At 50.5% G+C, this 24967-nt stretch carries 20 protein-coding genes and 1 pseudogene; 20 read left to right on the top strand and 1 reads right to left on the bottom strand.

Features of this window, described 5'->3' with window-relative positions; genetic code table 11:
* The first annotated feature begins 316 nt into the window (after window positions 1–316).
* The 6 genes from acpS to OCT58_RS06875 all read left to right on the top strand — a co-directional run bounded on the left by acpS (window position 317) and on the right by OCT58_RS06875 (window position 7357).
* A complete protein-coding gene (gene acpS, locus OCT58_RS06900; protein WP_267202146.1) occupies window positions 317–685 on the top strand; it encodes a holo-ACP synthase in 369 nt (122 codons plus the stop codon).
* Window positions 678–1799 carry an alanine racemase gene (gene alr / locus OCT58_RS06895; protein WP_267202145.1) on the top strand — a complete coding sequence of 374 codons (1122 nt, stop codon included), beginning with the start codon at window positions 678–680 and terminating at the stop codon, window positions 1797–1799. Before acpS ends, alr begins: the two co-directional genes overlap by 8 nt.
* Window positions 1800–1804: 5 nt before the next feature.
* Window positions 1805–2191 (top strand): type II toxin-antitoxin system PemK/MazF family toxin, encoded by a 387-nt coding sequence (locus OCT58_RS06890; protein ID WP_267202144.1) that lies wholly within the window; start codon window positions 1805–1807, stop codon window positions 2189–2191.
* Between the two features lie 203 nt (window positions 2192–2394).
* Window positions 2395–3720, top strand: a complete 1326-nt coding sequence (locus OCT58_RS06885; protein WP_438361117.1) for a cytosine permease — start codon at window positions 2395–2397, stop codon at window positions 3718–3720.
* A gap of 3 nt (window positions 3721–3723) precedes the next feature.
* Window positions 3724–4962, top strand: coding sequence for a cytosine deaminase (codA, locus tag OCT58_RS06880; RefSeq protein ID WP_267202142.1), 1239 nt, complete (start codon window positions 3724–3726; stop codon window positions 4960–4962).
* A gap of 274 nt (window positions 4963–5236) precedes the next feature.
* Window positions 5237–7357, top strand: coding sequence for a collagen-binding domain-containing protein (locus OCT58_RS06875; protein ID WP_267202141.1), 2121 nt, complete (start codon window positions 5237–5239; stop codon window positions 7355–7357).
* A gap of 60 nt (window positions 7358–7417) precedes the next feature.
* On the opposite strand, the gene cbpA is transcribed toward OCT58_RS06875, so the two are convergent.
* Entirely contained in the window at window positions 7418–8056 is a 639-nt protein-coding gene (cbpA, locus tag OCT58_RS06870; protein ID WP_267202140.1) for a cyclic di-AMP binding protein CbpA, read from the bottom strand.
* A gap of 226 nt (window positions 8057–8282) precedes the next feature.
* Here cbpA and pth point away from each other — a divergent pair, with 226 nt between their 5' ends.
* The 14 genes and pseudogenes from pth to OCT58_RS06800 all read left to right on the top strand — a co-directional run.
* Window positions 8283–8843, top strand: coding sequence for an aminoacyl-tRNA hydrolase (gene pth, locus OCT58_RS06865; RefSeq protein WP_267202139.1), 561 nt, complete (start codon window positions 8283–8285; stop codon window positions 8841–8843).
* A gap of 56 nt (window positions 8844–8899) precedes the next feature.
* Window positions 8900–12412 carry a transcription-repair coupling factor gene (mfd, locus tag OCT58_RS06860; RefSeq protein WP_267202147.1) on the top strand — a complete coding sequence of 1171 codons (3513 nt, stop codon included), beginning with the start codon at window positions 8900–8902 and terminating at the stop codon, window positions 12410–12412.
* 18 nt (window positions 12413–12430) lie between these two features.
* Window positions 12431–12697 (top strand): RNA-binding S4 domain-containing protein, encoded by a 267-nt coding sequence (locus tag OCT58_RS06855; RefSeq protein ID WP_267202138.1) that lies wholly within the window; start codon window positions 12431–12433, stop codon window positions 12695–12697.
* Window positions 12698–12799: 102 nt separating this feature from the next.
* Complete coding sequence (locus OCT58_RS06850; protein WP_267202137.1) at window positions 12800–13150, top strand: FtsB family cell division protein; 351 nt, start codon at window positions 12800–12802, stop codon at window positions 13148–13150.
* Window positions 13151–13335: 185 nt separating this feature from the next.
* Window positions 13336–13857, top strand: a complete 522-nt coding sequence (locus tag OCT58_RS06845) for a S1 domain-containing RNA-binding protein (RefSeq protein WP_267202136.1) — start codon at window positions 13336–13338, stop codon at window positions 13855–13857.
* Complete coding sequence (gene tilS, locus OCT58_RS06840; protein WP_267202135.1) at window positions 13820–15238, top strand: tRNA lysidine(34) synthetase TilS; 1419 nt, start codon at window positions 13820–13822, stop codon at window positions 15236–15238. Before OCT58_RS06845 ends, tilS begins: the two co-directional genes overlap by 38 nt.
* Complete coding sequence (gene hpt, locus OCT58_RS06835; protein WP_267202134.1) at window positions 15231–15773, top strand: hypoxanthine phosphoribosyltransferase; 543 nt, start codon at window positions 15231–15233, stop codon at window positions 15771–15773. The genes tilS and hpt overlap by 8 nt, the downstream gene beginning before the upstream one ends.
* 97 nt (window positions 15774–15870) lie before the next feature.
* Window positions 15871–18048, top strand: coding sequence for an ATP-dependent zinc metalloprotease FtsH (gene ftsH, locus OCT58_RS06830; RefSeq protein ID WP_267202133.1), 2178 nt, complete (start codon window positions 15871–15873; stop codon window positions 18046–18048).
* Between the two features lie 71 nt (window positions 18049–18119).
* On the top strand, window positions 18120–19079 hold the full coding sequence (gene hslO, locus OCT58_RS06825) for an Hsp33 family molecular chaperone HslO (protein WP_267202132.1): 960 nt from the start codon (window positions 18120–18122) through the stop codon (window positions 19077–19079).
* Between the two features lie 107 nt (window positions 19080–19186).
* Complete coding sequence (gene dusB, locus OCT58_RS06820; RefSeq protein WP_267202131.1) at window positions 19187–20200, top strand: tRNA dihydrouridine synthase DusB; 1014 nt, start codon at window positions 19187–19189, stop codon at window positions 20198–20200.
* A gap of 15 nt (window positions 20201–20215) precedes the next feature.
* On the top strand, window positions 20216–21742 hold the full coding sequence (lysS, locus tag OCT58_RS06815) for a lysine--tRNA ligase (protein WP_267202130.1): 1527 nt from the start codon (window positions 20216–20218) through the stop codon (window positions 21740–21742).
* 596 nt (window positions 21743–22338) lie between these two features.
* On the top strand, window positions 22339–23946 hold the full coding sequence (locus OCT58_RS06810; protein ID WP_267202129.1) for a hypothetical protein: 1608 nt from the start codon (window positions 22339–22341) through the stop codon (window positions 23944–23946).
* 27 nt (window positions 23947–23973) lie between these two features.
* Window positions 23974–24534, top strand: a complete 561-nt coding sequence (locus tag OCT58_RS06805; RefSeq protein ID WP_267202128.1) for a LemA family protein — start codon at window positions 23974–23976, stop codon at window positions 24532–24534.
* 13 nt (window positions 24535–24547) lie between these two features.
* Window positions 24548–24847: pseudogene (locus OCT58_RS06800) on the top strand (zinc metalloprotease HtpX); the annotation flags it as partial.
* Between the last annotated feature and the right edge of the window lie 120 nt (window positions 24848–24967).

The raw sequence follows: 24967 nt of genomic DNA, 5'->3' as shown, positions 1-24967 counted from the left end.
TCGTCAATGGATATCTATCGTAAGGCCTTCTACCAAGAGATATCACAGCTCCATCAACCAATAATCAATTGGTCAGTATTATTTATTTGAGTCCAGTGGCTAACTTATTCTTGAAATTTAGGTCGGCGAAAATTTTTAATTTGCAGAATTGAATTTCAAAAAAATGTGTGGTGTAATAGCGCTCTCATTGGGTCGGCGGAGCATTGGTGGGGCGATTAGCGGTCAAAAAAATCTTAAGCTTTGGATGAAGTGATTGCGCACCGCGTTGCTTTGAGCTATGCTTAAGGTTCTGAAAAAAGACGAGGAGGAATTGCGGATGATTAAAGGAATCGGCATCGACCTGACGGAAATTGACCGGGTTCAGGCAATGGTCAGCGAGCATCCCCAATTTGTTCAGCGTCTGCTGACCCCGGCGGAACTCAAGCAATATCGCCAGTTCAGCGGGCAGCGGGCGGCGGAGTACGTTGCCGGGCGGTGGTCGCTCAAGGAATCCTTCAGCAAGGCCTGGGGGACCGGCATCGGTGCCCAGGTCGGCTTCCAAGACATTGAGATCGTCGACAACCAATTAGGGGCGCCCACGGTTACCAAGTCGCCCTTTAACGGTATCGTGCACGCCTCGGTGAGTCACACCGCAACCCTTGTGATGACGGAAATAATTTTAGAAAGTGTGGATAAAGATGATTAGTGGTCGTTTACGAAAGACGGAATACGTCGTTGATTTGGGCGCGTTGAAACACAATATTCAGGCCCAGCGCGCAGCCTTGCCTGACAACAGTCGGATCCTGGCGGTTGTTAAGGCCAATGCCTATGGACACGGTCTGGTGCCAGTGGCGCAGGCGGCATTGGCAGCCGGCGCGACCGGTGCCTGCGTGGCCATTCTCGACGAAGCTTTGGAGTTGCGGGATAACGGCATTGATGCCCTGACCCTGGTGATGGGAATTACGCCGGTGGAATTTGCCCACATTGCGGCCACAGCCGGTGTTTCCCTAACGGTTGGCTCCCTGGACTGGTTGCAGGAATACCATCAACTGGCCCAGCTGAACCATTGGACGACGCCGCTCAAGGTGCACCTCGGCGTTGACAGCGGAATGGGCCGGATCGGCTTTACTACCGTTGATCAGTTCAAGCAGGCGGTGGAGATGCTAAAGGCGCCGGAATTTGAATTCGAGGGAATGTTCACCCACTTTGCGACTGCCGATAGCACTGATTCGACTTACTTTGAAAAGCAGGTTGGGCGCTGGCAGAAGTTCGTCGACAGCCTTGAAACTCTGCCGCCTTACGTGCACATGGCGAACTCCGCAACGGGAATGTGGCACCAGAAACACATTACGGCCAACACGGTTCGGATGGGGATCTCGATGTACGGCCACAATCCTTCTGGCTGCGAGATCAAGGAAAACTTGGGCCTGCAGCCGGTGGGCACCTTTAAGACCGCCATTGGCTTTGTCAAGAAACTCAAGGCCGGGGAATCGGTCAGCTATGGGGCCACTTACACGGCCAAAGAGGACGAGTGGCTGGCAACTCTGCCGGTCGGCTATGCGGACGGCTACCCACGTGCTCTGAGCGGCTTCAAGGTCATGATTGATGGTCAGTTTTGTCCGATTGCCGGTCGGGTCTGCATGGATCAAATGATGGTTTGCCTGCCCAAGTACTACCCGGTAGACACGCCAGTGATTTTGATGGGGAAGTCCGATCAGGTAGAACTGACGCCAACCGACCTGGCCAAGCAAGTGGGGACGATCAACTACGAAATCCTGACCGGAATTAATGAGCGAGTCCACCGGGTCTACAAAAATTAGGAGCCATGAAAAAGCAAATTCAACGTGGGGACGTCTACTATGCCGACTTATCGCCGGTGGTCGGTTCCGAACAGGGCGGCGTCCGACCGGTGGTAATCCTGCAAAACGACCGTGGCAATCGCTATAGCCCGACCGTCATTGTGGCGGCCATTACTACCCAGGGACAAAAGCATGCGCTGCCGACCCACGTGCGTCTGCCCAAAGAGGAGACCGGGTTGGCTCACGATTCGGTTGTGCTCGTTGAACAGTTACGCACGCTCGACAAGCAACGTCTCCAGAACAAACTGACAACACTGGGGACGAAACGAATGCAAGCAGTTGACCGCGCCCTGGCCGTTAGCGTCGGTTTGGCGCCAATAGGATCAATTGACAAGAAAGCGCAAAAACTGTAAGATTGAAACAATTGAAAAATGAGTCCTTTAATGTAGCCCCGTGAGACTGCAAAAGACGTTCGAATAAAATTAAGAACCGCGCGCATTGCGTGTACTTTTGAAAAGCCTGAGGGGACGAATTGGACCCAAAGGCTTTTTTGCTTTCAAATAAGGAGGAAATAGATTTGAAAGACCAACAGCACGCGCGCATCTTTAGCATTCCGATGAAGAGTCGGAAGACGACCCGTTGGGACATGTTTGCAACCTGGGTTGGTGCCAACGCCAACAACGGGACCTGGTTTGTCGGTGGAGTCCTGGCCGCCTGTGGCTTTGCCCTGGCGATGAAGGTCTTGGTGCTTTCGTCGGCCCTGTCCTATGTTTTCCTGAGCTTGATCGGTTACATCGGCTACAAGACCGGGGTATCGACGATGAGCATCAGCCGGGCGTCCTTTGGGGAGCGGGGGAGCTACCTGCCATCGCTGGTCAACATTACCCAATTCATCGGCTGGACGGCTGCCAACACCTTTATTGCCGCCCAGTCCGTCAGCATTCTCTTTCATGACCTCCTGGGCTGGCCGGTCTGGGGCCATCACGGTGGCTACCTGGGATTGATTGTCGGGATCTTAATCATGAGTATTCTCCACATCATCAGCGTGTCCAGCGGTTCCCGGTCGGTTCAGATGATCGAGCGGGTCGGCATCATCTTGGTCTTCATCTTCGTCATCTGGGAATCAATTGCAGTCTTTCGGACGGTCTCCTTTAGCCAGATCGTTCACTGGCAGGTCCCGGCCCACGCCAAGATGGCAACCGGTGCGGCCATTGACTACGTGGCGGCCTTCAACCTGGCCTGGGTCACTGCCGGGGCCGACTTTACTCGCTTCACTTCCAAGCGCGATAACGCCATCTACACGCCATTCTTTGGTGCGTTGATGGGGGTGGTTTGGTTTGCCTTTATCGGTCTGATCTCTACCATCAGTATTGCCATTTCATCCGGCGTATACGACGCCAATAATTCCGATCCGTCGACGATTGCCAGCAAGCTGGGCCTCGGGGTTGTCGCCCTTTTGGTGATCATCCTGACCTCGATGACGGCCAACGCGGTTAACCTCTTGGCTGCTGGTTCGGCCCTTTCCAACATCTTCACCCGGCTGCGCCTCAAGTACTCGCTCTGGATCGTGGTTGTTTTGGCAACAATCGTGACCTTTATCCCGATGTTTGTCGGCAGCTTCCTGACGACCTTTGAATCCTTCCTTGACTACGTTGGCATGGTTCTCGGCCCGACGATTGCCATCATCTGCACGGACTTTTACTTCCGGGCCCACCAGGATTACGATGTTAGTGAACTGGGGAAGATCAACGGCAAATACTGGTACCATGGTGGTATTAATTGGGTAGCAATGATAACATTTGTCATAGGGGTTGCCTTCTTTGTCGGCGTCCACCAATTACCACTGTTTGCTAATACGGTCGGGGCAACCTTTATCGACATGGTATTGAGTGGCCTGCTGTACTACGGAATGATGAAGCTTGTGGATCGAAAGGAAGCCTAAGTTATGTTAATTCAAAATGTCCATATTGATAATCAAAAGGAAACGTCCGACGTACGAATCGTCAACGGCAAGTTTAAGGAGATTGCCAAGAGCCTGAAGCCGGTTGCCAACGAGCAGGTGATCGACGGGGGCGGCAACCTGCTGCTGCCACCATTCGTTGACTCCCACGTCCACCTCGACGCTACCCTGACGGCTGGCCAGCCGGAATGGAACGAGAGCGGGACCCTCTTTGACGGGATCCGGATCTGGAGCGAGCGCAAGCAGGACCTGACCAAGGAAGACGTCAAGAAGCGGGCCCGCAAGACGATTGAAAACATGGTTGGCCACGGACTCCAGCACATCCGGAGCCACGTCGACGTTACCGATCCGCAGCTGATCGCCGCCCAGGCTCTCCTGGAATTGCGGGAGGAACTGAAGGATCAGGTTGACCTGCAACTGGTGGCCTTTCCACAAGAGGGGATCCTTTCCTACCCGCACGGTCGGGAACTGATGGAGCAGGCCGTAAAGGAAGGCCTCGACGTGGTCGGTGGGATTCCGCACTTTGAATTCACAACCGAATATGGCTGGCAATCCGTTCACTTCCTGATGGCCCTGGCGGACAAGTATGACCGCCTGGTTGACGTCCACTGTGATGAGATCGACGACCCGGCCTCCCGCAACCTGGAAGTTCTGACCACTGAGGCTCTGGAGCGGGGGATGAAGGACCGCGTAACCGCCAGCCACACTACGGCGATGGGCTCCTACAACAACGCTTACACCTACAAGCTTTTCCGTCTGCTGAAGATGAGCAACATCAACTTCGTCTCCAACCCACTGGTAAATGTTCACCTGGGCGGCCGCTTTGACACCTACCCGAAGCGGCGTGGGGTTACCCGAATCAAGGAGCTGACTGCCGCCGGGATCAACGTGTCCTTCGGTGAGGACGACATCCAGGATCCGTGGAATCCACTGGGCGACGGCAACATGCTCGACGCCGTCACGATGGGCGTCTACATTGCCCACCAGATGGGTTACCATCAGTTGCAGGACGCCTTTAAGTACGTCACCTACAACGGGGCCAAGACAATGCACATCAGCGACCAGTACGGAATTGAAGCTGGCAAGCCGGCCAACTGCATTATCTTAAACGCCCACGACTTCTACAATGCCCTCAATAAACACGTCGAAGTTCTCTATAACATTCGCCACGGGAAGATCCTGGCCGAAACCAAGCCCGCAGAAACCAAAATTAACCTGAAATAAGCAAGTCAGCCCGCTAGTAAGGCCTTTGTGGCCAAGACTAGCGGGCTTTTTTAGTCTAATTCTAAAGAAAAATTAGCAATGGTAAAGAATCTTTAGGAGTGCTTAAAGAATGATATAGAAAACACAATTTGCATCAAAATAAGACGATTCTTTGATATTATAGGAATCAGCAAAAAGAGTTTTATTTAAAAGCAAGGGGACCCCTGATGACTGGCTGATAAATAAAAGTAACAATTGCTACTTTTCTCGTTTATTTTGACCACAGGAGGTAAATATGGTATCAAAGAACAACCTGCAGCTGTTAGAAAGAAAGCAACAGTCACGCAAGCAACGTTTTGGTTTGCGTAAAATGAGCATTGGCCTGGTTTCGGTTCTGCTCGGTCTCTTGTTCATCACGAACGGCAATTCGGCCTCGGCAGATGAAGTGGCGACCAGCGAACCGGCTACCACTGCTCAGGCGAGTCCAGATACTGCAACGCTGAGTTCGGCAACCGTTGCAGAGACATCATCAGCAGCGAGTAGCACTGCAGTGAGCAGTTCTCCAGTGAGTAGTGTTCCCGCTGAAAGTGTGAACACCACTTCAAGCACTGCAAATGCTCCCGAAAGTGCCTTGCTAGCACCAGCATTAACGGCGAGTAGCAGTTCCGTAATCAGTGAAGAAAATGCCTCGAGCGCGAATACTAATTCGATTGCTGCGGCGACTTCAGGAACGGTACAACCCGTTTCGTCTGCGATCGATAATACGGTAAACGATTCGGAACAACCAGCGAGTGAAGGTGCGAGGCAAGACACGACGGTTGGCACGGTGGACACGATTCGCACGGACCAGATTTTAAAGGATAAGTATGGGATCGATGTGAATCACTTGGACGCCAAGAGCGTGCTGTTATTGGCATCCCTTTTCCACATTTTTGCTAACGAAGCGAATCTTGGAGCCGACGTGAACGGCAACATCGCGGTGGGCAACCTAAACAGCAACGTTGACTTCGGGACTCGTGGCGAGTCTATCCACTTGACGAACGGGGACATCTACTACATTCAAAACTTGAATGCGGCTCTGCAAAATGGTTCGTTCCGCAATCAAGAATTTAACCACGTGATCTTCGGGGAGGACGTGAACGTGGGGATCAGGGATGGTCAGGTGTACGTGAACGGAGAGCACATGCCAAACCTGAAACCAGAGGAGGTTTTCAAGGATGGCGCAGGGACGAGTTACATTGACTTTCCGGCGGTCTTCCAACGCCTGATTGCCGCTTCAAATTTTTATGCGGAGCAAGCGGAGTCTGCCGGCGTCATTAAGGATTTCAACGACATGAATAATCGTTATGTCGACGTGTCCAATGCCGTAGCGAAAGATAACGTCATCTATGTTAACATTCCTTATGAATATCTGAACGGTCCGCAGCCAATCAAGATTTATGGCCTTTCGAGCCGGGTGAATGGGCCGACGGTAGTAATCAATGTAATTGGGATGCCTGCTGACGGTCAGCTGGATATTAATACCCAGATCAAATTGTACTACGATGATGACCGCGATAATCACGTTAGTCCCGGTGAGAGCCACGCTCACCCGAACCACGTACTGTGGAACTTTGGTACGGCGGCAGCCGATATCACCATTGGCAGCGGCCACTTTATGGGTAGCATTCTTGCTCCAAATGCGACGGTAACAGCGAACGTGAACGTTGACGGCAATATTGTTGCCAACGTTGTGAACATCAAGGGTGGGGAGAGTCACAAGTGGGACATCCACCCGGTGCAGCCAACGGATCCACAACCAACGGATCCACAACCGACAGATCCACAGCCAACAGACCCGCAGCCGACGGATCCACAGCCAACAGATCCGCAACCAACAGACCCGCAACCGACGGACCCACAACCAACGGATCCACAACCAACAGATCCGCAACCGACAGATCCACAGCCAACGGACCCGCAGCCGACGGATCCACAGCCAACAGACCCACAACCGACGGATCCACAACCGACAGATCCACAGCCAACAGACCCGCAACCGACGGATCCACAACCGACAGATCCACAGCCAACAGACCCGCAACCAACGGATCCAATTCTGCCGCCGACGGGAGAAATGGAAGACGCGGGAGCAGAACCGACGGGATCACAGGAAAATGCTACTGAGCAACCAACTCATTCAAACACGATGAATTTGGGAACGACTACTGTTTCCTACACGAGTAATCAGCTGACAGCGAGCCCGGCTCATACCGCTGAGCAAACGGCAACGCCAACTAACGCCAGCAAGAATCAGACCCTTCCACAAACAGGTGCCAGCCACGAACAGGCAGTTTTAGCCGGAATTATTCTAGCAATTACCGCCCAATTATTGGCCCTCGGTGCCCTGTCCTGGAAGAAATACAATGAAGAATAGTTAAAAAGCCGGTTAATCCGCAGCGGTGAGAGCTGAACGGATTAACCGGCTTTTAATTGTTTAATAGCGTTGATGCAGGTCTTCGATTTCGGGGACTTCAAAACCCTTTTTGGTAAGTCGGCGGACGACTTTTTCCATCTTTTCCCGAGTGACGTCTGCCGGGAGAGTGAACAATATCTGCTTGACGGACGAATGCTGGGGATCAAATGAAAGCACGTTGACGATCTGGCAGTAGCGGGTGATCTCCTTGGTGGCGTTCATCAATGCCCCCCGCTCGTCAGGAGCCACGACGGTCAAAACGTAGCTACCATTGTTAACGTTCCATCCTTCAGCAAGGACCCGCAACAGACTGTTGTGGGTTAGAATTCCGTAAAATTGATTATTTTCGTCGAGAACCGCGATATAAGGAAGATCGCGGATGGCAAAGAAAACGGAGAAAAAGGCCGAATTGATGGAGACGAATTTAGTGGCGTTTTTCAACAGGGCGGTGACGGGAAGGTTCATGTCACCGTTGCGGGACTTATGGCGATAAAGGTGCATCTTGTAGATGTTGCCCCGGAAAATCTTTCCGGACTGGTCCAGGACTGGGACACAGCGATAACCGGTATTTTCCAGCACCGTCAGCGCTTCTTCGAGAGTGGCCGTCTCTGGGAGGGTGGTCAGACTATCCTTTTTCTTAATGAGTGAACTAAAAATCATGGTGAACTTCCTTTGTATCGAATCTAAGTGCACTAATCATCATAACACAAATTTTGATTTGTTATTAAAAAAAGATGAGAACAAATTAAGAATTGGCCGACCTCGGTAGCGATCGTCTTCGTTTCAAATCCGGCTAGGGTATAATGAAAGGCAGAATATTGTGCTGGACGGGGTAAGTTTCCCGTGCGGCCTTTTTGCATTTAAGAATGTGGAGGAATTGATAACGATGAAGATGATTGTTGGTCTGGGAAATATCGGGACGCGTTACGATGAGACGCGACACAACACGGGCTTTATGGTGGTTGATCAGCTGGCCCGGGACTATCACTTGGGGGCCTTTACCCACCTCAAACAGGAGGCGGTGGCCGTTTCCGGTGTGATCAACGGGACCAAGGTCATGCTGGTCAAGCCGACGACCTTTATGAACGATTCCGGGCGTGCAGTGGGGCCGTTGGTTGACTATTACGATCTCGATTTAGATGACCTGGTAATCGTCAACGATGATCTTGACATGCCGGTTGGCCAGATCCGTCTCAAGACTCACGGGGCCTCAGGTGGCCACAATGGCCTAAAGAGCATCATCAACGCCCTCGGGACTAAGCAGTTTAACCGAGTCAAGCTCGGCATCGATCACCCCAAACACGGCACGGTGGTCAGTCATGTTCTCGGCAAGTTTAGTGCCGAAGAACGACCAGAGTTTGACGCGGCCGTTGAGCAGGCCGAGCATGCTCTCGAGGATTGGATTAATGGCGAGAATTTTGCCCAACTGATGAATAACTACAATTAACGATTTTCAAAATAACGGAAAGGGGTGAACGATTTAAAGTGCAATTAACTGACTTTATGGAAAAGGTTCCGGCCTTTTCCATAATTACGAAGACGCTGACGCCAAAGAAACATCAACTGGTGACCGGGATTGCCGGTTCGGCTCGGACATTGCTGTTGGCGGCACTGCTGAAAAAAACGCAGCGCCCGATCCTGGCGGTGACCGATAGCCTTACCCACATGCAGGAGCTGGCCGACGACCTTGGCAACCTCCTGGCCGATGAGCAGGTCTATCAGTTTCCGGTCGAAGAGGTCCTGGCGGCCGAAGTAGCGACAAGTTCGCCTAATTATCGCCTTCAACGGGTCCAGGCACTCAACGCCTTGGAACAGAAGGCTAACGCCATCGTGGTCACCTCAGCAGCGGGACTGCGCAGGAATATCGTTTCCCCGCAGTTTTTCCGGGAAGCGACCTTAAAAATCGAAGTCGGTGGCGAACTGGATCCCGAGACCGCTCGCAATCAGCTCAGCGCGATGGGTTACCAGCTGCAAAAAATGGTGCTGCGCCCGGGCGACTTTGCCATCCGGGGCTCGATCATCGACATCTACGCCCTTAACACGACGGATCCGGTCCGGGTCGACCTCTTCGACACCGAGGTCGATTCGCTGCGTTACTTTGACGCCAGCACCCAGAAGAGCATTGATAACGTCAAGCAAGTCGAGATCTTGCCGGCGACTGATTTTATCCTGCCACCAACGGAGTTTGCCCGGGTCGAGCAGGCGGTTGAAGGTCAATACCACGACCTGCAAAAACAGCTAGCAGACGGTGATCAGGACATCAAGGAACAGGTCAATAACCGCTTCGTTCCGCTGATTACGGCGCTGAAGGCCCACCACCTGCCGAACGAGCTGTTGGAGTTTAGCAACGTCGTCTACCCGACTAACCATTCGTTGCTCGACTACTTGACGGACCAGGGGATTGTCTACCTGGATGATTTTGGCCGGATCAAACAAGCGGCCCTGCAGATGCAAGCCGAGGATCATGGTTGGTTAGCGGACAAGGTAAAATACCACCAGCTGACGATGGTGCCGGAATTAAGCAACGATTTGGAGCAATTGGTGCATATGGACAGCCACGCTCAGTTGTTCAGCGCCCTTTTTAAAAAAGGGATGGGCAACCAGCGCTTTAATTTGCTGACTGAATTGACGGCCCGACCGATGCAGCGTTTCTTTGGTCAGATGCCACTGTTGAAGTCTGAACTGCAGCGTTGGGTTGACCAGGGGCAGTCGGTGATCTTGATGGCTAATTCCAAGACCCGCCGCGACCAAATTGCCCGGACCTTGCGGGAATTTGACGTTTCCGCCATTGAAACCCAACCGGACGATCTGAAGCAAAATGTAGTCCAACTGGTGGCCGCTAACCTTAATAACGGCTTTGAATTGCCGGCCGGGGGATTGGTTGTGGTCACGGAAGGTGAAATGTTTAAGCATGTCACCAAGAAGCGCCATCGTCCCCAAAAATTGGCAAATGCCGAACGGCTCAAGAGCTATACTGATCTGAAGCCGGGTGATTACGTGGTGCACGTCAACCACGGGATCGGGATCTTTAGTGGGATCCGGACCATGGAGGTCGATGGGGTTCACCAGGATTATATGGTGATCAACTACCGCAACAACGCTCAGATTTTCGTCCCGGTTACTCAACTCAACCTGGTGCAAAAATACGTCTCGTCGGAATCCAAGACGCCGCGCTTAAACCGGCTCGGCGGCAACGAGTGGGCGAAGACGAAGCGCCGGGTGGCTTCCAAGGTAGAGGACATCGCCGACGAACTGGTTGACCTTTACTCTAAGCGTGAAACAGCTACGGGCTATGCCTTCCCGCATGACGACTACCTGCAAAAACAGTTTGATGCCAACTTCCCTTACAACGAAACCCGGGACCAACTGCGCAGCATCAAGGAAATCAAGGCAGACATGGAAAAGCCCAAGCCAATGGACCGGCTCTTGGTCGGGGATGTTGGTTACGGGAAGACCGAAGTAGCCATGCGGGCGATCTTTAAGGCGGTCGCGGGCGGCAAACAAGTGGCCTTCCTGGTGCCGACGACGGTTTTGGCCCAGCAGCACTATGACACCCTGACTAAACGCTTCGCAGGCTTCCCGGTTGAAATCGCCTTGATGTCCCGATTTCGGACGAATAAGCAGCTCAAGGAAACCGATGCTGGCCTGGCTGACGGAACGATCGATATCGTGGTCGGCACCCACCGGATCCTGTCCAAGGATGTTCACTTTAAAGACCTGGGACTGGTGATTGTCGATGAGGAGCAGCGCTTTGGGGTTAAACATAAGGAACGGCTCAAGGAGTTAAAGAACAACGTCGACGTTCTGACACTGACCGCCACGCCGATTCCGCGGACCCTGCACATGTCAATGCTCGGCGTGCGGGACCTTTCCGTTCTGGAGACCCCACCGGCCGGACGGTTCCCGATTCAAACCTATGTGATGGAACAAAATGATGGTGCCATCCGCGACGGCATCATGCGTGAAATGCAGCGGGGCGGCCAGGTCTACTACCTGCACAACCGGGTTAGTGACATCGAAGAGACGGTTGCCAAGCTCAAGGAGCTGGTTCCCGAGGCCGCGATTGGCTACATCAATGGTCAAATGAGCGAAAACGAACTGGAGACGGTGCTCTACGAATTTATCCAGGGCAACTACGACGTCCTAGTGACAACGTCGATCATCGAAACCGGGGTCGATATCCCCAACGTCAACACCCTCTTCGTGGAGAATGCGGACCGAATGGGATTAGCTCAGCTCTACCAGATTCGAGGCCGGATTGGTCGTTCCAACCGGGTGGCCTACGCCTACTTCATGTACCAGCCCAATAAGGTGCTGACCGAACTCGGTGAGAAGCGATTAGCCGCCATCCGGGACTTTACCGAGCTGGGATCCGGCTTTAAGATTGCCATGCGGGACCTCGCAATCCGTGGTGCGGGAAACCTCTTGGGAAAACAGCAGCACGGCTTTATTGATTCGGTGGGGTATGACCTCTACTCGGCCATGCTTTCGGATGCCGTAGCCAAAAAGCAGGGCAAAAAACCACAGGAGACGTCAGATGCCGAGGTTGAGCTGGGCGTCGAAGCCTACCTGCCGGATGATTACATTGATGACCAGCAACAAAAGATTGAACTCTACAAATCAATTCGCCAGGCCCAAGACGATAATGAGCTCTTGGATCTGCAGGGCGATTTGATCGACCGCTTTGGTGATTATCCAGCCGCGGTTGGCAATCTTTTGCTGATCAGCAAGCTCAAGCACCACGCGGATCTGGCACTGATCAAGCAGATCAAGCGTCGTCAGGATAATATTACAGTAACCTTTAGCTTGAAGGGCAGCCACCTGGTGAAGGCCCCGGAAATTATCAAGCAACTGGCGAAGACCAAGTTTAAAGCAACCCTTGGTGAGAGTGATCAATTGCTGACCGTGCGGCTGGTAATCCAACCCCAGATGACAACGGCTGACTGGCTCAACCAGCTGACTAAGTTTGTAGTAGGGCTGGGCGAGGTCGTCCAGGGTACTCACCAAGCCGCATAGAAAAATGGAGGAGAGAAAATGAGATTAGATAAGTTTTTAAAAGTTTCACGAATTATTAAGCGCCGTTCCGTTGCTAAAGAGATTGCCGATCAAGGCCGGATCTTGGTCAATGATCACCCAGCCAAGTCGTCATCTAAGGTGGCAGTGGGTGACACGCTGACGATTAAGTTTGGCAACAAGACTGAGATTGTCAAGATCAACCGGATTGTTGAAACCACCAAGAAGAGCGAAGCTGAGGACATGTACGAAATTCTTGACGAAAAGTACGCGGAAAACTTTGACTAATTATAAATAAGTTGATGATTTATGGCGCGGTGGTGGACAATTCACGTGCTTCATTGCTATACTTAAACAGTAATGAATTTATGTTGAAAGTGAGGGGATCAAATGAAAAATCGAAAAGTTGTTCAGCTTGAAACCCCTCATGTTCAGCAGGCTGGACTGGATCGAGCAGCTCGCCACCGGGTGCACGTTCGTCGTTATGAACGGATTGTGGCCTGCTTTTTAGTGCTCTTTATCTTTTTGGGTTGGCAGATCCTAAGCAGTCGGCATACCCTGGCAAAGGTAAATACCAATATTCAGCAAACCCAAACCGAGCTCAAGAAGCAGAAGAAGACGAGCAAACAGCTCAACCAGCAGATTAAACAGCTTCACGACCCCGAATATGTTCAACAGGTCATCCGTTCAAAGTATAACTATTCGAAGAAGGGTGAAACGGTTTATAATCTCGATAATTAAATTAGTAATGATGGTGAAGGCGTCATGCATTTAGTTTGCGACACCTTCGCCATTTTGTTTTTATTTCGTGGCGTCTTGAAAATAGTAGCAAAAACCAGGCTTGTTTGAGATAATAAGTATGTTATACTCAATTACAATTAACTGATTATAAAGTATCTATGATTCGAGGAGGATCCATTAGTTTCATGGCAATTGAAGTGGGAGCAAAGGTTTCAGGAAAAGTTTCAGGGATCACCAACTTTGGTGCGTTTGTCGACCTTGACGATAACCAAACGGGGCTGGTCCACATTAGTCAGATTTCTGACAAGTACATTAAAGACATTCATGACGTGCTGGCGATTGGCGATACGGTCACGGTTAAGGTGACGCGGATTGGCGATGATGGTAAGATCGCCCTTTCAATGAAGGCAGCGGCTCCTCACGAGCACAAGGAAGAGCATGAGCACAGTCACGGTCATGGTCATTTTGATCATCAGCGGGGTGAGGAACGTCACTACCACCACGAACGCAATAATGACTACCACGGTCATCGTGATAATGGCTACCGGGGTGGCTTCGGCGGTGGTGCCCGCCACCACAGCAGTCACCAGCACGAGGACTTCAATGAAATGCTGGCGGGCTACATGAAGGAAAGTGAGTCTCGCCTGTCGACACTGAAGCGGCAGACTGATGGTAAGCGCGGTGGTCGTGGCGGCCGGCGCAGCTAAAATGACAATCCAAACAGAATTTGAGCGGCACTTACGAGAGGGCCGCTTTTTTACTAGCCGTGATCTAGTCGTGGTGGCTGTTTCCACGGGGGTCGACTCGATGACTCTGCTGGATCTATTGCAACGCCTGCCGAAAGAACAACGCCCACAGCTCCTAGTGGCCCACGTCAATCATGAACTGCGAGATCAGAGCACAATTGAGGAGCAATTCATTCGCGAATACTGTCAGAGGCAACACTTACGACTGGCAGTTACCCACTGGCCCCGGTGCCAACATCCTAGTACGGGTGTTGAGGAGGCGGGACGCCGGTTTCGTTACGCTTTCTTTGCCCGTTTAATGAAAGAAAGCAAAAGCAAGATTCTACTAACGGCCCATCATGCAGACGATCTGGCGGAAACGATCATGATGAAACTGACCCGGGGCGGCCAGCTGGAACAGTTGGTGGGAATTGCCGACCGGCGCTCTTTTGCGACTGGGCAACTGGTGCGATTACTGCTGCCGTTTCGCAAACAAGAACTCTATGACTATGCTACTGATCGGCAGCTGACCTGGTTTGAGGATGCCACCAATCGGGAGTTAACGGTCAGCCGCAACCGTTTTCGCCATCGCATTATTCCCGCCCTTGAAAAAGAAAATCCACAATTTATCGCACACCTGCTTGAGTATCGGGAACAGCTAGCGGAGCTGCTCGCTTGGCGTAACCAAGCAGTCAATGACCAACTGGTCGAAATTAGTTCTGCGGGACGGCTGAATCTGTCGGCACTACGGGGATTTTCTCGGGCCCAACAAGCAATTTTGCTGCGGACCTGGCTCGAACGGGCGGGAGTCCACAACTTAAAAAGTAAACTAATCCAGCAATTGATGAGCGCTCTGAATAATTTGCAGCAGCCGCAACGCCACCTTGATCTACCGGGAAATTGGGCTTTAATTTGTAATTACAATTGGTGCTGGCTGGAAAAAGCGGACAAAATGCGCGACCAGTCACAAAAAGCACCAGCGCATGTGGTAAAATTGGGCCAACGATACCCAATTGATGACCAATCTGCCTTGGTCGTGACAACCAATCCATTGCGGGGCGTCAAGCAGCTGCCAATGTGGCTTGCCCCTACGCAGCTTCCATTATGCCTGCGTCCGTGGCGACCTAGCGACCAACTCTTGTTGAAAAATGGCGGTCACCAGGCGGTCCGGCGGGTCTTAATTGACCAAAAGATTCCGCTTGCTCAGCGGGATCGGCAACTAGTGCTTGTCGACGCCCGGGGAATCGTTGTCTGGCTGGTGGGTCGCAAGTGGAGCTGGTTTACCCGGCCCACGGATTATCAGCGAACTTGGCAGAAACGACTGATTGGAATAGTAAAGCGAAGAGGAGAAGAACATGAATAACGACATTGAAAAGGTTCTATTTACAAAGGAAGATATCGAAGCGGCGACCGACCGACTTGCCAAGCAACTGACGAAAGATTACCGGGATAAAAATCCATTGATCGTCTGTGTCCTGACCGGGGCGGTCCTGTTTACGGTAGATATGATTGAGAAGATGGATATCATGGCCCAGTTGGACTTCATCGACGTTTCCACCTACTTTGGGGGCACCGAATCGACAGGCAATTTGAAGCTGATTCATGATTTGAATAAGGACGTTCGCGGCCGCAATGTCCTGATCATGGAAGACATCGTCGACAGTGGTCACACTCTGAAGTTCTTGATTGACCTGTTAAAGGAACGGGGAGCTAAGAGCATTAAGACCGCCTCGATGATGGATAAGCCAGAAGGACGGGAGTACGACGTTAGTGTCGACTACTATGGTGTCCGGGTACCAAACGAATTCCTGGTTGGTTACGGGCTTGACTACAAGGGCTACTACCGGAACCTGCCTTACATCGGCGTTTTGAAGCCCTCTGTTTATCAAGAAGATTAAATTGGAGCTCGCCTTTCAATTTAATAGTCAATAATTGTCAAGTATGCTATTATAGTGTGTACAATTATTTACTGTTGCTGGTAGTTAGGAGGTTGTTATGAACAACAATCGTAGGAACAATAATTTCACTCATAACGTTCTCTTCTACGCCGTGATGTTCTTGTGCATTATGGGAATTGCCTATTTCTTCCTCGGTGGTAACCAATCCAACGGGCAGTCCAAGACGGTTTCTCAAACCGAGTTCATCTCCGAACTGAAGAGCAACAAGATTAAGAGTGTCCAGCTACAACCAAACGGTGGGGTTTACCACGTCACGGGGACTTACCGGAAACCGCAGACCAACAATAACTCCACGAGTGGCTTTGCACTTGCAACGCAACGCGACAGCAAGGTTTCACAATTCGAAAGCTCCGTGCTGGAGAGCGATGTCACGGTCAACCAGCTGCAAAAGTATGCTGACCGCCACAACGTCAAGATCAGCACTCATGCCGAAGAGTCCAACAGTGTTTGGATGAACCTGCTGCTGACGGTCCTGCCATTGGTCATCATGATTTTCTTCTTCTACATGATGATGGGCCAAGCCGGCCAAGGTGGCGGCGGCCGAGGAGTCATGAGCTTTGGCAAGACCAAGGTTAAGCCTGCGGACCCGAAGAAGAATAAGGTTCGCTTCTCCGACGTTGCCGGTGAAGAAGAAGAAAAGCAGGAATTGGTTGAAGTTGTTGAATTTTTGAAGAATCCGAAGAAGTTCACCCGTTTAGGTGCCAAGATCCCATCTGGGGTTCTCCTGGAGGGGCCTCCGGGTACCGGTAAGACCCTGCTTGCCCGGGCTGTTGCCGGTGAATCCGGTGTTCCATTCTTCTCTATTTCTGGTTCTGACTTCGTTGAAATGTTCGTCGGGGTTGGTGCCAGCCGTGTTCGGGACCTGTTTGATCAGGCCAAGAAGGCGGCGCCATCGATCATCTTTATCGATGAAATTGATGCCATTGGTCGTCGCCGTGGCAATGGCATGGGCGGTGGCAACGACGAACGTGAACAGACGTTGAACCAGCTGCTGGTTGAAATGGACGGTTTCCAGGGCGACGAAGGGGTCATCGTGATGGCCGCTACCAACCGGTCCGACGTTCTGGACCCGGCCCTGTTGCGGCCAGGTCGTTTTGACCGGAAGATCCTGGTTGGTCGGCCAGATGTTAAGGGCCGTGAAGCCATTCTGCGAGTTCACGCCAAGAACAAGCCGATTTCACCAGATGTTGACCTCAAGGAAATTGCCAAGCAGACCCCTGGATTCGTGGGTGCCGACTTGGCAAACCTCCTGAACGAAGCGGCCCTGCTTGCCGCTCGGCGCAACAAGAATGAGATTGACGCTTCTGACATGGACGAAGCTGAGGATCGGGTCATCGCTGGTCCAGCTAAGCACGACCGGGTTGAATCTGCTGAAGAACGGAAGACGGTTGCTTACCACGAAGCCGGTCATACGATCGTTGGATTGGTCTTAAACGATGCACGGGTCGTCCACAAGGTAACGATTGTGCCGCGTGGCCGTGCTGGTGGATATGCCATCATGCTGCCGCGGGAAGACCAGATGCTGATGTCGAAGAAGAACGCCAAGGAACAGATCGCCGGTTTGATGGGTGGTCGGGCTGCCGAAGAGTTAATCTTCAAGTCCCAGTCCTCTGGTGCTTCCAACGACTTTGAACAGGCAACTCAGATTGCCCGGGCAATGGTTACCCAGTACGGGATGAGTGACAAGATTGGCCCGGTCGAGCTGCAAAGTTCCGGTCAGGTCTTCACTGGCCAAGGCTATGACCAGTCACCATACTCACAAAAGACGGCGGCCCTGGTGGACGAAGAAATTCGGCGGATCCTGAGTGAAGGACATGAAGAAGCCCTCCACATCATTGAGACCCACCGTGAACAGCACAAGGCAATTGCCGAAGCCCTGCTGAAGTACGAGACCCTGAATGAAAAGGAAATCCTCAGTCTGTACCGGACCGGGAAGATGCCTGAAAAGGCTCAGGCAACGGCAAATGAGGCGGCATACGCCAAGACCTTTGAAGAGTCCAAGCGGGCACTGGAACGCAAGGAAGATGAGAAACGGGAGAATAAGTCCGATGACACTTCTGCCACTGCTCAGCTGGCCGCCAGTGAACAGCCGACCCAACCACCAACGCCTGCCCAATCCACGCAGCCAAGTGCAGCGGACAAAGCAAGCAGCCATGAGGGTCAGGATCAACCGGAAAGTCATGATGACACGACCGATTCTGATCACGATGAATAGCAAAAATGCTAAAATAGGAGCATGACCATCAGCGTCGCTCCTATTTTTTATTTGGAAGAAGGAGGAAAATTATGAAAACAACTGATTATTTGGTAAAGAGCATCACCAAGGATGGCAAGTTCCGGGCCTACGCGGTCAATGCTACCCAGCTGGTTGAGCGTGCTCACGAGATTCATGACACCTGGAGCACTGCCTCCGCCGCACTCGGGCGGTCACTGATTGGGACCTTATTGTTAGCCAGTGCGGGCCTCGAGGGTGACAGCGTGATGAAGGTGCAAATCCAGGGGAACGGTCCAGTTGGCTACATCGTGGTCGACGGAAACGCACACGGCACGGTAAAGGGCTACATGGGCAATCCCCACGTCAACCTGCCGGCCAATGCCAAGGGCAAGCTCGACGTAGCCGGTGCGGTCGGCAAGCAGGGGACCCTGTCCGTAACCAAGATGGCGCCAGGCGACAAGACGCCCTACACCGGTGAGGTCAACCTGGTTTCCGGTGAACTCGGTGATGACTTTACCTACTACCTGGCCCAGTCCGAGCAAATTCCGTCTGCGGTGGGCCTGTCCGTTTTTGTTGACACCGATGACAGCATTGAAGTTGCCGGGGGCTTTATGATCCAGGTCCTACCCGGGGCAGCGGATGAGGCGATCAGTAAGCTGGAAAAGACCTTGAAAGATTTGCCGCTGGTTTCGGAAATGCTTCGTGACGGTGACACGCCGGAGGACATTTTGAAGAAGATCTTTGGCGACGACCTGAAGATTCTCGACCAGATGCCGGTCCGCTATGAGTGTGATTGTTCCAAGCAGCGGTTTGCCCACGCCCTGGAAAGCATCTCTACTAAGGACCTCAAGAAGCTGATTGAAGAGGACCATCATGCCGAAACGGTCTGCCGCTTCTGTGGGAAGAAGTACGAATTCAGCGAGGAAGAGCTGCAGCTGCTTTACGACAAAAAGGTCGCCGATGCCGAAGCCGATAAGGAAATCGCCGATCAGCAGGGTAAGGATGACCAAAAGTCGGCGGATCAGAAGTAGCTGCTTGGTTTGAGTGCCGGTCGTGTGCTATGATAGTTGGGTTATCGGACATTAAGATTGGGGAACTGGAAGGCCAACTCAGCTCCCGAGAATAATGAGGTGAAAGAATGAAGTGGAAGATCGGAAACGTTGGAATTCCGAATCAGGTCGTGGTTGCTCCCATGGCCGGGGTCACCAATTCAGCTTTTCGGGTGATCTGCAAGGAGTTTGGCGCGGGCTACGTGGTGTGTGAAATGATCTCCGACCGGGGGATCATGTACCACAACAAGCGGACCCTCAATATGATGAACGTCGACCCGAGTGAGCACCCAATGGGTATTCAGATTTTTGGCGGGACCAAGGAGACCCTTGTCCAGGCCGCCAAGTACGTGGACGAGCACACCGCGGCGGATGTGATTGATATCAACATGGGGTGCCCCGTCAACAAAGTGGTCAAGACCGATGCCGGTGCCCGCTGGCTCCTGGACCCGAACAAGGTTTATGAGATGGTTTCCTACGTGACGGATGCCGTCAAAAAGCCGGTGACCGTCAAGATGCGGACCGGCTGGGATGACAAGCACATTTACGCGGTTGAAAACGCCCTGGCAGCCGAGCGCGCCGGTGCAGCCGCAATCGCGATGCACGGTCGAACTAGAAAACAGATGTATACGGGACACGCCGATTGGAATATACTAAAAGAGGTCGCTGATCACCTGACGATTCCATTTATGGCCAATGGTGACGTCCGGACGCCCGATGATGCCAAGAAAATCCTTGACATGACCGGAGCCACCGCGGCAATGATCGGCCGGGCCGCCATGGGGAACCCGTGGATGCTGACCCGGACGGCGCACTACCTGGAGACCGGGGAACTGCTTCCCGAGGCGACGGCCGAGGAGAAGATCAAGATGGCCAAGGAGCACCTGAATCGGCTGATCGATCTGAAGGGCGAATACGTCGGCGTGCGGGAGTTCCGGGGGCTGTCAACCTATTACCTGAAGGGCATTCCGCGTTCGGCACGGACCAAGGCGGCGCTGGTTGAGGCTGAGACTCGTGATCAGATGAATGAGATCTTTGATCGCTTTGCTGAGCAGACGGCAGAGCGGGAGATGAAGCGGGCTGCGCACAAGCAAGCTCAATAAGAGGAGGAAAATTTAGTGTCACAAGAACTAGATCAGATGCGTGTTCGTCGTGAAAAGATGGAAGAGCTGGAACAGGCCGGGATTGAACCATTTGGCCGCCGCTTTAAGCGGGACCACCTGGCTGCCCAGTTACACGATGAATTTGACAAGTACGACAAGGAAGAGTTAAACGATAAGGACGAAGTAGTAATCATCGCCGGTCGGATGACCCGGAAGCGGAGCAGTGGGAAGGCCGGCTTTGCCGATTTCGTTGACCGGAGCGGCAAGATTCAGGTTTACGCCCGGAAGGATATGGTCGGGGACGAACCATACCACATTTTCAAGCGGGCCGATATTGGTGACTTCCTGGGGATCGAAGGGGACGTCATCAAGACCAACTCCGGCGAACTGACGGTGCGGGCCCACAAGATTACCTTCCTTGCCAAAGCTCTGCGGCCACTGCCAAACAAGTGGGAAGGGGTCACGGATCCCGAGACCATTTACCGTCAGCGCTACCTGGACCTGATTTCCAATCCAGAGAGCTTCAAGCGGTTCCACCAGCGGACGGCAATCATTAAGGCCGTTCGGAAGTACATGGACGAAAATGGCTTTACTGAAGTTGAAACACCAATTCTGAACACCCAGGCTGGGGGTGCCAACGCGCGGCCGTTCGTTACCCACCACAATGCCTTGGATATTGATATGTACCTGCGGATTGCCACGGAACTGTACCTGAAGCGGCTGATCGTCGGTGGCTTCGAGCGGGTTTATGAACTGGGCCGGATTTTCCGGAACGAGGGGATGGACCCACAGCACAACCCAGAGTTCACCACGATGGAAACCTACGCAGCCTACTGGGACTTCCATGACGTCATGGACGAGACGGAAGGAATCGTTAAGGCAGCGGCCAAGGTAGTTTCCGATGACGGTCATGTTAACTACCAAGGCAACGATATTGACCTGGCAAGCGACTTTAAGCGGGTAACGATGGTTGATGCCGTCAAGGAAAAGACTGGCATTGATTTCGGTGACGAGAACATGACCGATGATGATGCCAAGAAACTGGCCGACGAGCACCACATTGAATACAAGCCATTCTGGAAGAAGGGCCACATTTTGAGTGCCTTCTTTGACGAATACGTCGAGGATACGCTAATTCAGCCAACCTTTGTTTACGAATTCCCAGTCGAGGTTTCCCCACTGGCTAAGCGAAACAAGGAGAACCCTGAGATGACGGACCGGTTCGAGCTCTACGTAAACGGGAGCGAACTGGCGAATGCCTTCAGTGAATTGAACGATCCAATTGACCAGAAGCACCGGTTTGAAATGCAGGCTGAGGAAAAGGCTAACGGTAATGATGAGGCCGAACCAGTGGATCTTGATTACGTCAAGGCTCTGGAATACGGGATGCCGCCGACGGGTGGTCTCGGTATCGGGATTGACCGACTGGTAATGCTGTTGACCAATGCTAAGTCGATTCGTGACGTTATCCTCTTCCCAACTATGCGTCCGGAAAAGGAAGAGAAGGGTAGCAAGAAGAGTAAGAAAAATAAGAAAAAGTAGTCTGAAAGCCTGATATGACGGCTTTTCGACGACTCTGTGAATTTAGACAAATTTAGTTGCTAGCTTGTAAAAAGTTAGTAATCTTGGTGTGTGTACACCAAAAATACACCAAATTCAACTAAAATAAGTTGGTAAAAAGCTAGCATAAAAAATGAAGAGCTTCGATTCTCTATCTAGGAATCGAAGCTTTTTGTTTAAAAGTTATGGTTGAAATCCTAAGGCAATCTGTAATATTCGATGAGGGATCAAATAACCCTTGTTTTAGCTTACTTTATTGGTTGAACGATAAAATCTGTTACTCCATTAAAAAAGACCTGTTAGGGCACGACAAGGCGAATTACAAGGGCTGCGCTAATAGATGCGAAAATGAAAGCATAAGATAATGGCATTTTGGCAATCTTAAGCCTAAGCCAACTCAGTAAAAGTAACACGTTTGTTTGCCACGGTGAAAGCATTCAATGTAAAAACTGGGTGTTTTTTTATTGAGCAGTTAACGTTTATAGGATATGAACAATGTCAATAGTATTATTAAATTCCTATTATTTTGTATAATTAGTATAGTAATCAAACAAAGGAAAGGAACGGATTTGTAATATATGGCTCGGCTTGATCAGAAATCTATAGAACAATTAGGAATTAATAAAGCAGAGGATGCACTCTGGAACGTTAGAGACTGGGCTGATTCCTTTTTTAGTGAAAATGATAAGACTCCGCTGTTAGATGGCAATATATTAATTTATAGTAGTAAAAAACATTCAAATGCAAATTTAATTGGTTCAATTCGGTGCCAAATCAAATCAACGACTGCAAAGAATGTAAAGAAAAACCGCAAATATTATCAGCTTAATAGAGACTATTTAACTGGAATTCAAAAACTAGGAGGGGCATTACTGTTTGTAGTATGGGTGAAAGACCCTGATAACTACAAAATTTACTATCAAAGACTAACTCGGCTTTATATAACAACATTATTGGAAAATAGCAGTGCACAGAGGCCGGCTATTCCTTTAACTGGATTTCCTGTTGATACGAATAATAGATTAGATGTTTTAAGACAAGCAGCTTTCGATTTAAATGCTACGGTTGAGAATAAATTGGTTGAGATTGAAAGACCAGATAAAGTGATTCTTCCAACATATATGTTAGATCCTAAGAATTTCAAGGCTTCGATGGATAACTTAGAAAATCAAAATTTAACTATATATGCTGAAAAAGATGGTTCTCTTCACCCTTTAGCATTAGTTAATAATGAAGGGATTGAACTTGTAAAAACAGAACTTGACGATAATAAAGTGAAGTTTGGTGATATGGGTCCTTTTAATGTTAGAAGATATAGTAGCCAAAGGAAAAAAGATAAAGAGCCTCTCATCCATTTCATCACTGGTGTAAGCGATAAATTAACAATAACCGTTCACAATCCTAGTCAGAAAAAGAACAAGGTTACTATGACGGTAAATAAGGCAAATAATATTTCAGACCAGTTAACCAATATTAAGATAATGAAATACCTAGTAACTAATGGAAAAATAAATTTGAACGGTAACACAATTGACCTTAGTAAAAATATGATTCCACTAGGTAACGATAAAATTAAGGAAATCGATGGATGGTTAAATGAATTATCTGCCATTCAAGAAGTTAGTCATAAATTGAATATCAATTTTTATCGTGATTATGAAAATGGACAGCTTGTCAACCAACTAAATACACTTTTGAATTTTGTAAATGATCGAGAACAATTATCTACCCAATTATCTGAACGTGAAATTGTGCCTGGTATTTTTAATTATGGTGACAAATTGATCGGCATTATTAAAACTAGAGATAATTATTGGAACTTTTTTGATAAGGAGCTTGTCAACCGTATTCAAATCTTTGGGGCTTCCAGATCAAATAAGGACCAGGTAGTGGAGATTAATCCGTACCTTATAGCTGAGCAATATCAAAATAGTATTACAAAATATATTGGCTATAATTTTGATGTAGTATTTAGATGGTTTAACTCGCATATAGACATCTTTGAAAAAGAAGTTGTAAGGAATCAAGCAACCTTTTTCTGTGAAGATTTAATGATGAATAGTAATAATTCAACTGTAAACGGCTACTGGGCGAGAATCAGTAAATTGCAATCTATAATGGGGCACCTTGATGATGATCGCTTATTTTTAGATCATATGTTAGTCCAAAGAAAATTGGTAAAATAGTAGCAAATTGCCGAAGGAGAGAGAAAAATGACATTAATTATCGTGATTGTGGTTATCGCGATTATTGTCGGGATCTATATTGCGCTCTATAACAGTTTGGTCCAACTCCGGGTTCATGCTCAGGAGTCATGGAGCCAGATCGATGTTCAGCTGCAACGGCGAAACGACCTGATTCCCAACCTGGTATCCACCGTCAAGGGTTACAGCAAGTATGAGGCTTCTACCCTGGAAAAGGTGACCCAGTTGCGGACAGAGCTGGCTGGTGTTCCCGATGATGACCGGGCCAAGAAGATGGAAGTCTCTAATGAACTGTCCGGGACACTGAAGAGCCTTTTTGCGGTTTCTGAAAACTACCCAGACCTGAAGGCTAGCACCGAGTACCAACAACTGATGGAGGAGTTAAGCAACACGGAAAACAAGATTGCCTACTCCCGTCAGCTGTATAACTCCACGGTAGCAGCACTGGATGCCAAGATTCAGAGCTTCCCAAGCAATATTATTGCTAAGATCCACCACTTCACAGCGATGGAATACCTGCAGGTGCCAGCTGAAGCCCAGAATGTTCCTAACGTTTCGTTTGATGATTAGAGTGTGATCGCGGATGCTATACCAACAGATTGCCCGTAATAAGCGTAAAACGATTCTGGTGATGTTTGGCTTCTTCCTGCTAGTAGCACTGATCGGAGCGGCAATCGGCTACCTCTTCGCCCGCTCCGCAGTATCGGGGATCATCATTGCTGGGATAATTGCCGTCATCTACATGGTGGTCATGATTGGCCAGTCGACGGATGTGGTGATGAACATGAACAATAATGCCCGTGAGATCCATTCGGCCAGTGAGGCCCCTGAGCTTTGGCACGTTGTCGAGGACATGGCGATGGTGGCGCGGGTTCCAATGCCAATGTCATTAAGTTAAGCTATTGACATTTGGGATACCAAAAGAGTGAGCCTTTATTTACACAATTTGTGTGAATGAAGGCTCACTCTTTGCTTTAAACAGCGTTGCTTTTTAAAATTAAAT

The organism is Limosilactobacillus kribbianus (assembly GCF_026413145.1).
Lineage (GTDB): Bacteria > Bacillota > Bacilli > Lactobacillales > Lactobacillaceae > Limosilactobacillus > Limosilactobacillus kribbianus.
The sequence above is the reverse complement of the archived record's forward strand: the minus strand, read 5'-3'. Positions and strand labels throughout refer to the sequence as shown.

Excerpts from the sequence above, each read along its gene's own strand:
- OCT58_RS06885 (WP_438361117.1), top strand. The coding sequence starts at position 2,395 with ATGAAGAGTCGGAAGACGACCCGTTGGGACATGTTTGCAACCTGGGTT.
- ftsH (WP_267202133.1), top strand. The coding sequence starts at position 15,871 with ATGAACAACAATCGTAGGAACAATAATTTCACTCATAACGTTCTCTTC.
- OCT58_RS06845 (WP_267202136.1), top strand. The coding sequence starts at position 13,336 with ATGGCAATTGAAGTGGGAGCAAAGGTTTCAGGAAAAGTTTCAGGGATC.
- pth (WP_267202139.1), top strand. The coding sequence starts at position 8,283 with ATGAAGATGATTGTTGGTCTGGGAAATATCGGGACGCGTTACGATGAG.
- OCT58_RS06850 (WP_267202137.1), top strand. The coding sequence starts at position 12,800 with ATGAAAAATCGAAAAGTTGTTCAGCTTGAAACCCCTCATGTTCAGCAG.
- OCT58_RS06810 (WP_267202129.1), top strand. The coding sequence starts at position 22,339 with ATGGCTCGGCTTGATCAGAAATCTATAGAACAATTAGGAATTAATAAA.
- mfd (WP_267202147.1), top strand. The coding sequence starts at position 8,900 with ATGGAAAAGGTTCCGGCCTTTTCCATAATTACGAAGACGCTGACGCCA.
- OCT58_RS06890 (WP_267202144.1), top strand. The coding sequence starts at position 1,805 with ATGAAAAAGCAAATTCAACGTGGGGACGTCTACTATGCCGACTTATCG.
- acpS (WP_267202146.1), top strand. The coding sequence starts at position 317 with ATGATTAAAGGAATCGGCATCGACCTGACGGAAATTGACCGGGTTCAG.
- alr (WP_267202145.1), top strand. The coding sequence starts at position 678 with ATGATTAGTGGTCGTTTACGAAAGACGGAATACGTCGTTGATTTGGGC.
- hslO (WP_267202132.1), top strand. The coding sequence starts at position 18,120 with ATGAAAACAACTGATTATTTGGTAAAGAGCATCACCAAGGATGGCAAG.
- cbpA (WP_267202140.1), bottom strand. The coding sequence starts at position 8,056 with ATGATTTTTAGTTCACTCATTAAGAAAAAGGATAGTCTGACCACCCTC.
- OCT58_RS06875 (WP_267202141.1), top strand. The coding sequence starts at position 5,237 with ATGGTATCAAAGAACAACCTGCAGCTGTTAGAAAGAAAGCAACAGTCA.
- OCT58_RS06855 (WP_267202138.1), top strand. The coding sequence starts at position 12,431 with ATGAGATTAGATAAGTTTTTAAAAGTTTCACGAATTATTAAGCGCCGT.
- OCT58_RS06805 (WP_267202128.1), top strand. The coding sequence starts at position 23,974 with ATGACATTAATTATCGTGATTGTGGTTATCGCGATTATTGTCGGGATC.
- codA (WP_267202142.1), top strand. The coding sequence starts at position 3,724 with ATGTTAATTCAAAATGTCCATATTGATAATCAAAAGGAAACGTCCGAC.
- tilS (WP_267202135.1), top strand. The coding sequence starts at position 13,820 with ATGGTAAGCGCGGTGGTCGTGGCGGCCGGCGCAGCTAAAATGACAATC.
- dusB (WP_267202131.1), top strand. The coding sequence starts at position 19,187 with ATGAAGTGGAAGATCGGAAACGTTGGAATTCCGAATCAGGTCGTGGTT.
- hpt (WP_267202134.1), top strand. The coding sequence starts at position 15,231 with ATGAATAACGACATTGAAAAGGTTCTATTTACAAAGGAAGATATCGAA.